This is a genomic window from Variovorax sp. N23 (genome assembly GCF_025486315.1).
Classification (GTDB): Bacteria; Pseudomonadota; Gammaproteobacteria; order Burkholderiales; family Burkholderiaceae_C; genus Variovorax.
In genome coordinates, this window is sequence record NZ_JAOOPY010000019.1 from 1 (window position 1) to 13367 (window position 13367).

At 68.7% G+C, this 13367-nt stretch carries 12 protein-coding genes; 2 read left to right on the top strand and 10 right to left on the bottom strand.

Annotated elements, in window-relative coordinates; genetic code table 11:
- Positions 1–113: 113 nt before the first annotated feature.
- The 6 genes from N8A90_RS22510 to N8A90_RS22535 are packed head-to-tail and all read right to left on the bottom strand — an operon-like array spanning position 114 to position 7928.
- Positions 114–1643: a sugar ABC transporter ATP-binding protein gene (locus N8A90_RS22510; RefSeq protein WP_262077455.1), complete on the bottom strand. Its 1530-nt coding sequence runs from the start codon at positions 1641–1643 to the stop codon at positions 114–116.
- The gene (gene mmsB / locus N8A90_RS22515; protein ID WP_262077456.1) at positions 1643–2860 is read right to left on the bottom strand and encodes a multiple monosaccharide ABC transporter permease; all 1218 of its coding nucleotides are present in this window, start codon (positions 2858–2860) and stop codon (positions 1643–1645) included. Before mmsB ends, N8A90_RS22510 begins: the two co-directional genes overlap by 1 nt.
- The gene (gene mmsA / locus N8A90_RS22520; protein ID WP_262077539.1) at positions 2847–4373 is read right to left on the bottom strand and encodes a multiple monosaccharide ABC transporter ATP-binding protein; all 1527 of its coding nucleotides are present in this window, start codon (positions 4371–4373) and stop codon (positions 2847–2849) included. Before mmsA ends, mmsB begins: the two co-directional genes overlap by 14 nt.
- Before the next feature lie 26 nt (positions 4374–4399).
- Positions 4400–5479 carry a multiple monosaccharide ABC transporter substrate-binding protein gene (gene chvE, locus N8A90_RS22525; RefSeq protein WP_262077457.1) on the bottom strand — a complete coding sequence of 360 codons (1080 nt, stop codon included), beginning with the start codon at positions 5477–5479 and terminating at the stop codon, positions 4400–4402.
- 11 nt (positions 5480–5490) lie between these two features.
- On the bottom strand, positions 5491–6456 hold the full coding sequence (locus N8A90_RS22530; RefSeq protein WP_262077458.1) for an ABC transporter substrate-binding protein: 966 nt from the start codon (positions 6454–6456) through the stop codon (positions 5491–5493).
- 53 nt (positions 6457–6509) lie between these two features.
- Positions 6510–7928 (bottom strand): aldehyde dehydrogenase family protein, encoded by a 1419-nt coding sequence (locus tag N8A90_RS22535; protein WP_262077459.1) that lies wholly within the window; start codon positions 7926–7928, stop codon positions 6510–6512.
- Positions 7929–8066: 138 nt separating this feature from the next.
- Between N8A90_RS22535 and N8A90_RS22540 the strand changes: the two genes are divergently transcribed.
- Entirely contained in the window at positions 8067–9029 is a 963-nt protein-coding gene (locus N8A90_RS22540; RefSeq protein WP_262077460.1) for a LysR family transcriptional regulator, read from the top strand.
- A gap of 124 nt (positions 9030–9153) precedes the next feature.
- On the opposite strand, the gene N8A90_RS22545 is transcribed toward N8A90_RS22540, so the two are convergent.
- Positions 9154–9936: an SDR family NAD(P)-dependent oxidoreductase gene (locus tag N8A90_RS22545; RefSeq protein ID WP_262077461.1), complete on the bottom strand. Its 783-nt coding sequence runs from the start codon at positions 9934–9936 to the stop codon at positions 9154–9156.
- A 138-nt stretch (positions 9937–10074) separates the two neighbouring features.
- Here N8A90_RS22545 and N8A90_RS22550 point away from each other — a divergent pair, with 138 nt between their 5' ends.
- Positions 10075–10998 (top strand): SMP-30/gluconolactonase/LRE family protein, encoded by a 924-nt coding sequence (locus N8A90_RS22550; protein ID WP_262077462.1) that lies wholly within the window; start codon positions 10075–10077, stop codon positions 10996–10998.
- Between the two features lie 15 nt (positions 10999–11013).
- Here N8A90_RS22550 and N8A90_RS22555 read toward each other — a convergent pair whose 3' ends face one another.
- Genes N8A90_RS22555 through N8A90_RS22565 form a run of 3 tightly spaced genes read right to left on the bottom strand, consistent with a single transcriptional unit; the run spans position 11014 to position 13318 of the window.
- Positions 11014–12081: an aldose epimerase family protein gene (locus N8A90_RS22555; RefSeq protein WP_262077463.1), complete on the bottom strand. Its 1068-nt coding sequence runs from the start codon at positions 12079–12081 to the stop codon at positions 11014–11016.
- A 17-nt stretch (positions 12082–12098) separates the two neighbouring features.
- Positions 12099–12404, bottom strand: coding sequence for a UBP-type zinc finger domain-containing protein (locus tag N8A90_RS22560; protein WP_262077464.1), 306 nt, complete (start codon positions 12402–12404; stop codon positions 12099–12101).
- A gap of 14 nt (positions 12405–12418) precedes the next feature.
- On the bottom strand, positions 12419–13318 hold the full coding sequence (locus N8A90_RS22565; protein WP_262077465.1) for a helix-turn-helix domain-containing protein: 900 nt from the start codon (positions 13316–13318) through the stop codon (positions 12419–12421).
- Positions 13319–13367 lie beyond the last annotated feature (49 nt).

A 13367-nucleotide genomic window follows, 5' to 3' on the forward strand; every position in this document is an offset into this window, starting at 1 on the left:
CAGCGAAATAAAGGAGGAGGCCGCAGGCCGGGGGACATTCGCGGAGCAAGGTACCCCGTCGGCGTGATCGCGCCCCGACCACGGCTTTTCGCGTTGGATCGAAAGGAAGACGTTCATGCCGCCGCAATCATTTCGTACACCTCGTCCTCGGTCGACCCACCCGGTAGTTCGCCCACCTTCTTCCGATCCCGCAGCACCACGATGCGATGCGCCACGCGCACCACCTCGCTCATCTCCGACGAGATGAAGATCACCGCCATGCCCGCCGCAGCCAGCTTCAGGATCTGTTCCATGATTTCCTGCTTGGCCGCCACGTCGATGCCGCGCGTGGGCTCGTCCAGGATCAACAGGCGCGGTTCGGTGGCGAGCCAGCGCGCGATCATGGCTTTCTGCTGGTTGCCGCCGGAGAGCAAGCCGATCGGTGTTTCGATGCTCGCGGTCTTGATGCCCAGCGCGGCGACGAAGCGCTCCGCCAGCGCCGTCTGTTCGGCATGCGACAGGAACCTCGTGGTGCCCATGCGCGCCTGCAGCGCCAGCGCGATGTTCTCGCGCACCGACAGCTCCGCCACGATGCCATCGGTCTTGCGCTCTTCCGGGCACAGCGCCAGGCCGTGGCGGATCGCGTCGGCCGGATTGGCGAAGCTCACCACCTGGCCGTCGATGCGGATCACGCCGCGGTCGGGCGTCTCCATGCCGAACAGCAGGCGCGCGAGTTCGGTGCGGCCCGCGCCCAGCAGCCCGGCCAGGCCGACGATCTCGCCAGCGCGCACGCGCAGGTCGAGCGGCTGCAGCTGCGTGGCCTGCGCCAGGCCTTCGGTCTGCAGCAGCGCGGTCGCCGTGTCATCGAACGATGGCAGCACCTCGGGGCGCGCCGACTGGGCGGCCAGCTCGCGCCCGAGCATGGCAGCGATCAAGGCCTGCGGGCCCAGCTCGGCCGCGCGCCATTCGCCGACCCAGCGGCCGTTGCGCAGCACCGTGATGCGGTCCGACACCGCATACACCTGGTTCATGAAGTGCGTGACGAAGACGATCGCCAGGCCCTCGTCGCGCAGCCGGCGCAGCACCTCGAAGAGCTTGTTCACCTCCTCGTCGTCCAGGCTCGACGTGGGCTCGTCGAGGATCAGCACCTTCGACGAGACGCCGAGCGCCCGCGCGATGGCCACCATCTGCTGCACCGCCACCGGGTAGCTCGCGAGCAGCCGGGTCACGTCGATGTCGAGCCCGATGCGCGCCAGCAGCGCGCGGGCGTGCTCGTTCACCGTTCCCCAGTCGATGCGGAAGCCCTGTGCGATGCCGCAGCGCGGGTAGCGCCCGGCGAAGATGTTCTCGGCCACCGACAGGTTGGGGCAGAGGTTCACTTCCTGGTAGACGGTGCTGATGCCCAGTCTCTGCGCCTCCAGCGGCGAGCCGGGCCGGATCGCCTCGCCGGCCAGTCGCATCTCGCCGCCGTTCGACGCCAGCACGCCCGTCAGCACCTTGATCAGCGTCGACTTGCCGGCGCCGTTCTGGCCCATCAGCGCATGGATCTCGCCCGGGTAGAGGCGCAGCTGCACGTCCTCCAGCACCGGGATGCCGGAAAAGGACTTGCCGATGCCGGCGAGTTCCAGCACGGGCGCGGTGGCGCTGGTGGTGGCGTCGGCCATCACTTGTTCTTGTTGTAGACGTCGATGAACACCGCGGCCAGCAGCACCAGGCCCTTGATGACCTGCTGGTAGTCGATGCCGATGCCGAGGATCGACATGCCGTTGTTCATCACGCCCATGATGAAGGCGCCGATGACCGCGCCCATCACCTTGCCCACGCCGCCGGAGGCCGAGGCGCCGCCGATGAAGCAGGCCGCGATCACGTCGAGCTCGAAGCCCAGGCCGGCCTTGGGCGTGGCGGTGTTGAGCCGTGCGGCGAACACCAGCCCGGCAAGCGCCGCCAGTGCGCCCATGTTCACGAAGGTCAGGAAGGCCAGGCGCTGGGTCTTGATGCCCGACAGCCGCGCCGCCTTCTCGTTGCCGCCGAGCGCATAGATGCGCCGGCCGATGGTGGTGCGGTTGGTGACGAAGTCGTAGACCACGATCAGCACCGCCATCACGACCAGCACGTTCGGCAGGCCCTTGTACGACGCGAGCAGCCAGCTGAAGAACAGGATGACCAGCGCGAAGAACACGTTCTTCACCAGGAAGAAGGTGTAGGGCTCCTGCTCCATGCCGTGCGCCGCCAGCTTGGCGCGGCCGCGCAGCTTGAAGAAGACCAGGGCCGCAGCCGCCAAGGCGCCGACGATCAGCGACGTGGTGCGCATCGTGTCACCGCCGAGCGGGTCGGGGATGAAGCCGGAGCTGAGCTTCTGGAAGGTCTCGGGGAACGGCCCGAGCGACTGGCCCTGCAGCAGCGCGAGCGTCAGGCCCTTGAAGACCAGCATGCCCGCGAGCGTGACGATGAACGAGGGGATCTTGCCGAAGGCCACGAACCAGCCCTGCGCCGCGCCGATGAGCGCGCCCGCGGCGATGCTGACGATGGCGGTCGGCAGGTAGCCCCAGTCGTACTGCACCATCAGCACCGCCGCCAGCGCGCCGATGAAGCCGCAGACCGAGCCGACCGACAGGTCGATGTGGCCGGCCACGATCACCAGCAGCATGCCCAGCGCCATGATCACCACGTAGCTGTTCTGCAGCACGAGGTTGGTCAGGTTGAGCGGCCGCATCAGCGTGCCGTCGGTCAGTACCTGGAACAGCACCATGATCGCGACCAGCGAGATCAGCATGCCGTATTCGCGCAGGTTGTTCTTGAGAAAACCCGCATGCAGCTTGCCGCTGGGGGCGGGCGTCAACGGGACGGCGGGCTGTGCCGCTTCGGTGTCACTGGGGGACATGGACGGAACTCCCTGAATTCACGATCGCGCGCATGATGCGCTCCTGCGAGGCCTCTGCCACCGGGTATTCGGCGACGAAGCGGCCTTCGTTCATCACATAGATCCGGTCGCACATGCCGAGCAGCTCGGGCAGTTCCGACGAGATCATCAGGATGCCTTTGCCCTCCTGGGCGAGCTGGTCGATGATGGTGTAGATCTCGTACTTGGCGCCGACGTCGATGCCGCGCGTCGGCTCGTCGAGGATCAGCAACTCCGGCTTGGCGAACAGCCACTTGCTCAGCACCACCTTCTGCTGGTTGCCGCCCGACAGGTTCACCACCAGCTGGTCGGTGCCGGAACAGCGGATGCGCAGGGCGCGGCGGTAGTCGCCCGCCACCTTCCATTCGCGGCCCTCGTCGATGACGGCGCCGGTCGAGACCGCTTCCAGGTTCGCCAGCGTGATGTTCTTGCGGATGTCTTCCTCGAGCACCAGGCCGTAGCCCTTGCGGTCCTCGGTGACGTAGGCGATGCCGTGGTCGATCGCCTTGCGCACCGTGCTCACGTCCACCGGCTGACCGTTCATGCGCACCGTGCCGCGGATGCGCTGGCCCCAGGAGCGGCCGAACACGCTCATCGCGAACTCGGTGCGGCCGGCGCCCATCAGGCCGGCGATGCCGACGATCTCGCCGCGACGCACGTTCAGCGCGACGCCCTTGATCATCTCGCGCTCGGCGTGCACCGCATGGTGCACATGCCAGTCGCTGACCTCGAACACCGTCTCCCCGATGCGCGGTGTGCGCTGCGGGTAGCGGTGCGCCATGTCGCGCCCGACCATACCGCGGATGATCCGGTCCTCGCTGATCGGCGCGGCGCGGCAGTCCATGGTCTCGACCGTGGTGCCGTCACGCAGCACGGTGATCGCGTCGGCCACCTTGGCGATCTCGCCCAGCTTGTGCGAGATCAGGATCGACGCGATGCCCTGGCGCTTGAGTTCCAGCAGCAGTGCCAGCAGCGCGTCGCTGTCTCGCTCGTTGAGACTCGCGGTCGGCTCGTCGAGGATCAGCAGCTTCACATCCTTCGATAGCGCCTTGGCGATCTCCACCAGCTGCTGCTTGCCCACGCCCAGGTCGGTGACCAGCGTGGTGGGCGACTCGGCCAGGCCGACCTTGGCCAGCAGCGCGCGCGTCTTCGCATGCGCGGCGAACCAGTCGATCACGCCGCCACGGGCGATCTCGTTGCCCATGAAGATGTTCTCGGTGATCGAGAGCAGGGGCACCAGCGCGAGCTCCTGGTGGATGATGATGATGCCGAGCTTCTCGCTGTCGGCGATGCCGCGGAAACGCCGCGGCGCACCCTCGAAGCGGATCTCGCCCTCGTAGCTGTCGCAGGGGTAGACGCCGCTGAGCACCTTCATCAGCGTCGACTTGCCGGCACCGTTCTCACCCACCACCGCATGGATCTCGCCGGCGCGCACCGCCAGTTCGACCTGGCTCAGCGCCTTCACGCCGGGGAAGGTCTTGGTGATGCCCCGCATCTCCAGCAGGGTGTCGCCGGTGGCGCTCACTTGATCTGGCTTTCCTTGTAGTAGCCGCTGTCCACCAGCGCCTGCTTCCAGTTCGTGATGTCCACGCTCACCGGCTTGAGCAGGTACGCGGGTACCACCTTCACGCCGTTGTTGTAGGTCTTGGTGTCGTTCACTTCGGGCTGCTTTCCGGCCATCATTGCGTCGACCATCGCGACCGTGACCTTGGCGAGTTCGCGCGTGTCCTTGAACACGGTCGATGTCTGTTCCTTCTTCAGGATCGACTTGACCGACTGCACTTCGGCGTCTTGCCCCGTCACCACCGGCATCGGCAGCTTCGGCGTGCCGTAGCCCACGCCCTTGAGCGAGGAGATGATGCCGATCGAGATGCCGTCGTAGGGCGAGAGCACCGCATCGACCTTGTCCTTGGTGTAGTAGGCCGACAGCAGGTTGTCCATGCGGGCCTGCGCCACCGCGCCGTCCCAGCGCAGGGTCGAGACCTTGTCCATGCCCGTCTGCTTGCTGCGCACCACCAGCTTGCCGCTGTCGATGTAGGGCTTCAACACCGACATCGCGCCGTTGTAGAAGAAGAAGGCGTTGTTGTCGTCCGGCGAGCCGCCGAACAGTTCGATGTTGAACGGGCCCTTGCCGGCCTTCAGGTCGAGCGCCTTCTCGATGTAGGCCGCCTGCAGCACGCCGACCTGGAAGTTGTCGAAGGTGGCGTAGTAGTCGACGTTCTTCGAGCCCTTGATGAGCCGGTCGTACGCGATCACCTTCACGCCCTTGTCGGCCGCTTTCTGCAGCACATCGGACAGCGTGGTGCCGTCGATGGCGGCGATCACCAGCACCTTGGCGCCCTTGGTCACCATGTTCTCGATCTGCGCGAGCTGGTTGGGGATGTCGTCGTCGGCGTACTGCAGGTCGGTCTTGTAGCCCTTCTCCTGGAAGTACTTGACCATGTTGGCGCCGTCGGCGATCCAGCGGGCCGACGACTTGGTCGGCATCGAGATGGCGATCGGGCCCTTGTCCTGGGCGTGCACCACCTGCACCAGCGAGGTGGCGCCGAGGGCGCCGGTGACGGCGATGGCCAGCAGTGTCTTGAGGAAGTTGCGTTTCATGGGTCGGTTCCTCAGTACTTGCGGTTCGGGAGTTCCTTGGCGGCGACTTCCATCGGGAAGATGCCCTCCACGGTGACGATGCGCTTGGGCAGCGACTTGCCGGCCTTGATGTCCTTCACGGCGCTCATCAGCTGCGGGCCGAGCAGCGGGCTGCATTCGACCGACACGTTGAGCTTGCCGGCGATCATGGCTTCGAAGGCGCCCTTGACGCCGTCGATCGAGATGATGGTGATGTCCTTCGCGGGCTTGAGGCCCGCTTCCTCGATCGCCTGGATGGCGCCGATCGCCATGTCGTCGTTGTGCGCGAACAGCACGTTGATCTTCTTGCCCTCGGCCTTGAGGAAGGCTTCCATCACCTCCTTGCCCTTGGCGCGGGTGAAGTCGCCGGTCTGCGAGCGGATGATCTTGAACTTCGGGTCGGCCTTGATGATTTCCTCGAAGCCCTTCTTGCGGTCGATGGCCGGGGCCGAACCCACCGTGCCCTGCAGTTCGACGATGTTCACGTCGGTCTTCGTGTCCTTCATCTTGTCGACCAGCCAGCGGCCGGCCTTGCGGCCTTCTTCGACGAAGTCGGAGCCCATGAAGGTGACGTAGAGCGTGTCGTCCTTGGTGTTGACGGCGCGGTCGGTCAGCACCACCGGAATCTTCGCGGCCTTGGCCTCGCGCAGCACCGTCTCCCAGCCCGACTCGACCACCGGTGAGAAGGCGATCACGTCGACCTTCTGCGCGATGTACGAGCGGATCGCCTTGATCTGGTTCTCCTGCTTCTGCTGCGCGTCGGAGAACTTGAGCTCGATGCCCGCGTCCTTGGCCGCGGACTTGATCGACTCGGTGTTGGCGGTGCGCCATTCGCTTTCGGCGCCGACCTGGGCGAAGCCCAGCACGAGCTTCTTCTGCGCCAGCACGGTGGCGGGCAGCAGCCCGGCGAGGGTGGCGGCCGCCAGGCTGGCGGTGACGGTGCGTCGGTTCATGGACATGGTCAGTCTCCTGTTGTTGTCGAAGGGAAGCGCGGATGAAAGAGGTGTTGGCATCAGGCCGGCAGGTAGCCGGTGCGCGGGGTGCTGAAGAAGGGCGCTGCACGCCGGTCGATGGCGTCGTCCGCCGCGGTGGTCGGCAGATTCAGCAGCGTCGTCGCGGCGGCGGCATGGCGGCGGAAGTGCAGCGCATGGCGCAGCGACTGGGTGCACAGCGCGGCGCTCAGGGTGTCGGGCGTGTCGTTGGCGATCGCGAGCGCGTCTTCGTAGTCGACCGCGCGCAGCACGCAGGCGATCGGGCCGAACAGCGGCTCTCGGGCGATGCGGTGCGCCGGCCGCGCGAGGAAGAGCGCCGGGCTCAGGTAGTGGCCGGGCGTTGCGCGCGTGAGCGTTTCGCCGCCCCAGACGCGTTCCGCGCCTTCGCCCTGCGCCAGCTGCACCCGTTCGAGGTGGCGCGCCAGTTCGGCCGCGTGGGGCAGCGGGCCGAGCGCGGTGTCGCGCTCGAGCGCATGGCCCACCGTCAGCGTCGCCAGCCGCTCGCGCAGCCGGGCGACGAAGGCATCGTGCAACGGCGCCTCGACCACGATGCGGCTCGACGCGTTGCCGCGGTGGCCGTTGACGCCATACGCGCCCTGCACCGCGCAATCGACCGCCTGCGCGAGGTCGGCGTCGGCCAGCACCACCAGCGTGTTGAGGCCGCCGGTGTCGAGCCGTACCCGGGCGCGCCGTGCCGTGGCCGCCAGCCGCACGCGCTCGGCCTTGGCGGCGGAGCCGACGAAGCTCAGCGCCTGGACCTGCGGGCTGTCGACCAGGGCCTGGCCCAGCTCGCGGCCGCTGCCCATCAGCAGGTTGAAGGTACCGGCGGGAAGCCCCGCGCGGCTGATGACGTCGGCCAGCGCCCAACCGCAGGCCGGCACCCGTTCGGACGGCTTGAAGACCACGGTGTTGCCCGCGGCGAGCGCTTCGGCCACCTGCGTGGCGGGGATCGCGAGCGGGCTGCTCCAGGGGGTGATGACCCCGACGACGCCGACCGGCGCATGCGAGACGTCGACCTGCAGCCCGGCCCGCATCACGGCCCGCGTGCCCCCGCTGTCGCCCGCGCCCTGCCGCAGCGCCTCGCCGGCCAGGAACTTCACGCTGCGCCCGGCCTGCACCGCCTCGGCGACCGCGTCGGCCAGGGGCTTGCCCTGTTCGCGGGCGATCAGCAGGCCCAGCACGTCGCGGCGTTCGAGGATCTCGCTGCCGATGCGGTCGAGCACGTCGGCGCGCCGCTGCGGCGTGCTGCGGGCCCAGTGCGGAAAGGCGTCCGCGGCGGCTCGCACCGCGAGCTCGGCCTGGTGACGGTCGGCGCGGGCGTACTCGGCCACGACCTCGCGGGTGTCGGACGGATTCACGCTGACGCCGGTCGTCGCGCTGGTTTCCCAGCGGCCGTTGATGTATTGCCGAACGTTCTGCTGAATCTCGCCGTGTCTCACCGGGCCACCTCTCGTGCGCTTTGTCTCGTTGCGCTTCGTTGTTCTTGGAAGCGGCGGCCAGTCTAAAAACGATTTGGATATCGATCCAATCATTTTTTAGTCAGAATAGATATCGATCGACGGATTCTGGAAAACCCCATGACGACCACCACCCACTGGTTCATCCGCGCGCGCCTCAAGACGCGCCAGCTTCTGTTGCTGGTGGCGCTGGCCGAGGAGGGCAACATCCACCGCGCGGCGCAGGTGCTCAACATGACGCAGCCGGCCGCCTCCAAGCTGCTCAAGGACCTGGAAGACGTGCTGGAGGTGCCGCTCTTCGAGCGCCTGCCGCGCGGCATGCGGCCGACCTGGTACGGCGAGACGATGATCCGCCACGCGCGGGTCGCGCTGGGCAGCCTCAACCAGGCGCACGACGAGTTGCAGGCGCTCAAGGCCGGCAGCTACGGCCAGGTGAACGTCGGCGCCATCACCTCGCCGGCGCTCGCGCTGCTGCCGCCGGCGGTGGCGGCGGTCAAGCGCGAGCAGCCGAACCTGCGCGTCTCGCTCGAGATCGAGACCAGCCCGGTGCTGCTGGAGCGGCTGGAGCAGGGCAAGCTCGACATCCTGGTGGCGCGCCTGTCGGAGGAGCACGACAAATCGCAGCTGCGCTACCAGGCGCTGACCGAGGAGCTGGTCTGCGCGGTGGTGCGGCCGGGCCATCCGCTGCTCGGCACCGCGGGGCTGGCGCTGCGCGACGTGGTCAACGCCAGCTGGATCGTGCCGCCGGCGGGCAGCGTGCTGCGGCACCGTTTCGAGCGCATGTTCCAGGAGGACGGTCTGGCGCCGCCGATCAACACGGTGGAGACCGCCGCGCTGCTGTTCATCACGCGCATGCTGCAGCAGAGCGACATGCTGGCGGTGCTGGCGGCCGACGTGGCGCGCTACTACGCGGCGCACGGCATCGTGGCGCTGCTGCCGCTGGAGATGCCCTGCCACATGGACAACTTCGGCCTCATCACCCGCACCGACCGGCTGCTCTCGCCGGCCGCGAAGGTCATGCTGCGCGCGCTGCAGGCGGCCAGCCTGCCGGTCTACAACCGCAAGCTCGTCTTGGCTGACTGAGCTTTCCACCCGCCGTCGATGAAGCCTGCCAGGGCACCCGCGGAACTGGCTTTGCCAGGCCGCCGGGTGCGCCCCCTCGAGGGGGAGGCGGCGACACGCAGTGCGCCGCATCGGGGGTGGGCCATCACACCCAGCCGGCGTCGACGGTGAATTCCTGCGCGGTGCACATCGCTGCGTCGTCCGAGGCCAGGAACAGCACCATGCGGGCGATGTCCTCGGGCATCAGCTTGTCGGGCAGGCACTGGTTGCGCTTGAGCGCCTGCTCGCCTTCGTCGTCCAGCCACAGCTGGACCTGCCGCTCGGTCATCACCCACCCGGGCGACACGGTGTTGATGCGAATGCGGTCGCGCCCGAGGTCGACCGCCAGCCCGCGGGTCAGGCCGTTGACCGACGACTTGGCGATCGCGTAGCAGGGGTAGCCCGAGCCCTTGCCGCGCCAGCCGGTCGAGCCGAGGTTGACGACCGAGCCGAAGCCCAGGCGCTGCATGCCCGGCACCACCGACTGGATGGCGAAGAGCGCCGGCCGCTCGTTGATGGCCATGCGGTCGTCGTAATAGTCGGGCGTGACCGAGGCCAGCGAATGGCGGTCGTCGCTCGCCACGTTGTTGACCAGCACCGCGAAGTCGCCCAGGGCGGCGGCCGCCTCCGCGATGGCGCCCTGCAGCGACGCGATGTCGCGCACGTCGCAGCGGCGCCACCATGGCGCCGGGTGGCCCGCTGCGGTGATCTGCGCGGCCAGCGTGCGGCTGGCTTCCTCGGCGATGTCGACGAAGGCCACGCGCGCGCCCTGCGCCGCGAAGGCCGACACCATCGCGGCACCGATGCCGCTGCCGCCGCCGGTGATGAAGACCGCGCGGTCGCGCAGGCTGGGGAAGACGGCGTTCTTCTGAAAGGCGGGTGCGCTCATGGCTGTCTCCGAATCTGATGTATTGCAATTTGCATATCGATAGATATGCGTTTTTGTGTTTTCCTATATCAATATGCCCTGATACGATCCGCCGCGTCAAGGACCCGGAGCGGTCCGATTGCCGAACCGGAGACATCCATGACCGTGCCTGCCCCCGTGCCCTCGACGCCGCGCCCCCTCGGCGAGCCCCGCTGCCTCTGGCCCGCCCAGGCCACCCTGGGCGAGGGCACGCTGTGGTCGCCCCGCGAGCGCGCGCTCTACTGGGTCGACATCCTCGAACGCACACTGCACCGCTGGCAGGCCGACGATGGCGCACGCCGCAGCTGGCATTTCGACGAGGAGATCTCCGCCGTGGCGGAACGCGCGAACGCGCCGGGCCTGCTGGTCACGCTGCGTCGCGGCTTCGCCTTCTTCGACCCGGTCCGGCCGGAACGCGTGCCGGCGTACCTGCACCAGCCCGAGCCGTCGCTGACCGGCAACCGCTTCAACGACGGCAAGTGCGACGCCCGGGGCCGCTTCTGGGGCGGCACCATGGACTTCGACTGCGAGGCGCCGACCGGCGCCCTCTATCGCTTCGACCCCGACGGCCGGTGCACCCGCCATGCGCAGGGCTTCGCGGTCACCAACGGGCCGACCTGGTCGGGCGACGGCCGCACGCTGTACTTCAACGACACTGTGCAGGGCCGCGTGCTGGCCTACGACTTCGACCCGGAGGCCGGCACGCTGGCCCACGAGCGCGAGTGGCTTCGCTTCGCGCCCGGCGACGGCGTGCCCGACGGCATGACGACCGATGCGGCCGGCCGGCTCTGGATCGCGCACTGGGGCGGTGCCTGCGTGAGCTGCCACGACGCGGCGAGCGCGGCAGAGCTGTGCCGCATCGTGCTGCCGACCTCGCACATCACCAACTGCGCCTTCGGTGGCGACGATTTCTGCACCCTGTTCATCACCAGCGCCTGCAGCGGGCTCGGCGATGCGCAGCGCGTGGCCGAGCCGCTGGCCGGCGGCTTGTTCTCGGTGCGCATTGACAGCCCCGGTCTGCCGGCGCCACGGTTCGGCGGCTGAAGCGGCCGCAGCGCGTCAGCGCAGCAGGCCGAAGCGGTGCAGCGTGCGGCTCGCGAAGCGCTCGCCGGGGCGCAGCACCGTCGATGGGAATCCGGGCTGATTGGGCGAATCCGGAAAGTGCTGCGTCTCGAGGCACAGTCCGTCGCCCTGGCGCACCACCGCGCCGGCGCGGCCGACCAGCGTGCCGTCGAGGAAGTTGCCCGAATAGAACTGCACGCCGGGCTCGGTGGTGAACACCTCCATCACGCGCCCCGATTCGGCATGTTCGAGCCGTGCCGCCAGCGCCATGCCGTCGGTGGGCCGGTCGAGCACCCAGTTGTGGTCGTAGCCGCGCGCAAGCACCAGTTGCTCGTGCGGGCTGCGGATGCGCTCGCCGATGCGCGTCGGCGTGCGGAAGTCGAAGGGCGTGCCGGCCACCTCCGCCAGGCCGGTGGGAATGAGCGTGGCGTCGACCGGCGTGTAGCGGCTGGCCGGCAGCGTCAGCACATGGTCGAGCACCGAGCCGCTGCCCGCGAGGTTGAAGTAGTCGTGATGGCTCAGGTTCAGCACCGTGGGCCGGTCGGTCTCGGCGCTGTAGTCGATGCGCCAGCCCTGCTCGGCATCGAGCGTGTAGCGCAGTTCCACCGCGAGGCGGCCGGGGTAGCCCTCTTCGCCGTCGGGGCTGACGCGGCGCAGCGCGATGGCGACTTCACTCGGCACGCCGGTGTCGACCGGCGCGATGTCCCACCAGCGCGCGCCGAAGCCGCGCAGGCCGCCGTGCAGTGCGTTCGGACCGTCGTTCACCGGCAACTGGAAGGTTTCGCCGTCGAGCGTGAAGCGGCCCGCGGCGATGCGGTTGGCATAGCGGCCGACGATGGTGCCGAAGTGCGGATTGCGCGCGACGTAGTCGGCGAGCGTGGGCAGGCCGAGCACGATGCTGCTGCACTGGCCGGCGCGGTCCGGCACCTCCAGCGCGGTCACGATGCCGCCGAAGTTGATGGCGCTCAGGCGCAGGCCGCGGCCGTTGTCCAGCGTGTACTGCGTGACCGTCCGGCCGTCGGGCAGCTGGCCGAATGGCGCTTCGGTGAGGGAAGGGGTCGACATGCTGGCAGGGCGCGTGATCAGTAGTAACGGGGGATCGGCCCCAGCTGCGGCGTGGTGTCGGGCAGCTCGACCATCACCTTGTCGGCATAGCACCAGCCCCAGCCTTCGGGCGGGTCGTAGCCTTCGATGATCGGGTGGCCGGTGTCCTTGTAGTGCGCCCGTGCATGGCGGTGGGGCGAATCGTCGCAGCAGCCGACGTGGCCGCAGCTGCGGCACAGGCGCAGGTGGACCCAGGTGCTGCCGGACTTCAGGCATTCCTCGCAGCCGCGCGCGCTGGGCGTGACGTGGCGGATGGTGTCGGTGTGCGTGCAGTGTTGGCTCATGGCGCGATCTTCCCTCAGGTTTGCAACGCACGTCGCCACTGGCCGGGCGGCGCGCCTTCGGCCCGCGAGAACACGCGGGTGAAATGGCTCTGGTCGGCGAAGCCGCAGGCGGTGGCCACCTCGGCCAGGGGCAGGTCCGACGCGCGCAGCAGCTCGCGGGCGCGTGCTAGGCGCTGCGCCTGCAGCCAGTCGTGCGGCGTGTGGCCGGTGGCGAGGCGGAAGGCGCGCGTGAAGTGGCTGCGCGACAGCTGGCAGGCGTCGGCGACATCGGCGATGGCGATGCGGCCGTCGAGGTGGCTGCGCAGCATCTCCTTGGCGCGGGCTTCGTGCATCGGCGCCAGGGCCTGGGCGGGCCGCTCGGCGGCTGGCGTCGCGCCGCCGTAGCGGTCGTTCAGATGAATGCCGATGGCCAGGCAGAGCTGGTCGACGAAGAGCGGGCTGACCTCGGCCGGCCGCGTGAGCACCGGCGTGAGCGCGCCCACCAGGTGCGCGAGCACCCCGTCGTCGGCACCGGCCGTGGCCGTCAGCCCGTCGATCCGTGATCGGCCGCTGGCCTGCGCCAGCGCGGCGTGCGACATCTCCAGCAGCAGGAAGTCGAAGGGGCTCTGCATGTCGGCGCGGTAGTCGTCGCCGAAGTTGCGCACGTACACGGCGTTCTGGCCGAAGCCGCAGGCCTCGGCGCGGCGGCCGTGGAGGATGCGCCGCCGGTGCCCGGCCGACTGCGAGACGCCGACCAGGAAGCCCCGTTCGCTGGCTGGTGTGGCGACGTGGCCGAGCCGCGCGTCGTCGGATCGCTTCCGATAGAAGCGGATGCCCGAGCCGGCGAATTCCAGGCTGTCGCTCAGCTGGGCCGACTGGCAGCCGAGCGTGTCGTGGGCCGTCGCGAGGGCATGCGGCCCGGAGGCTGAATTCATGGCGTTCATCCGTGATGTCCTTGCAGGGGTAGGGCGATTGAAACACCGC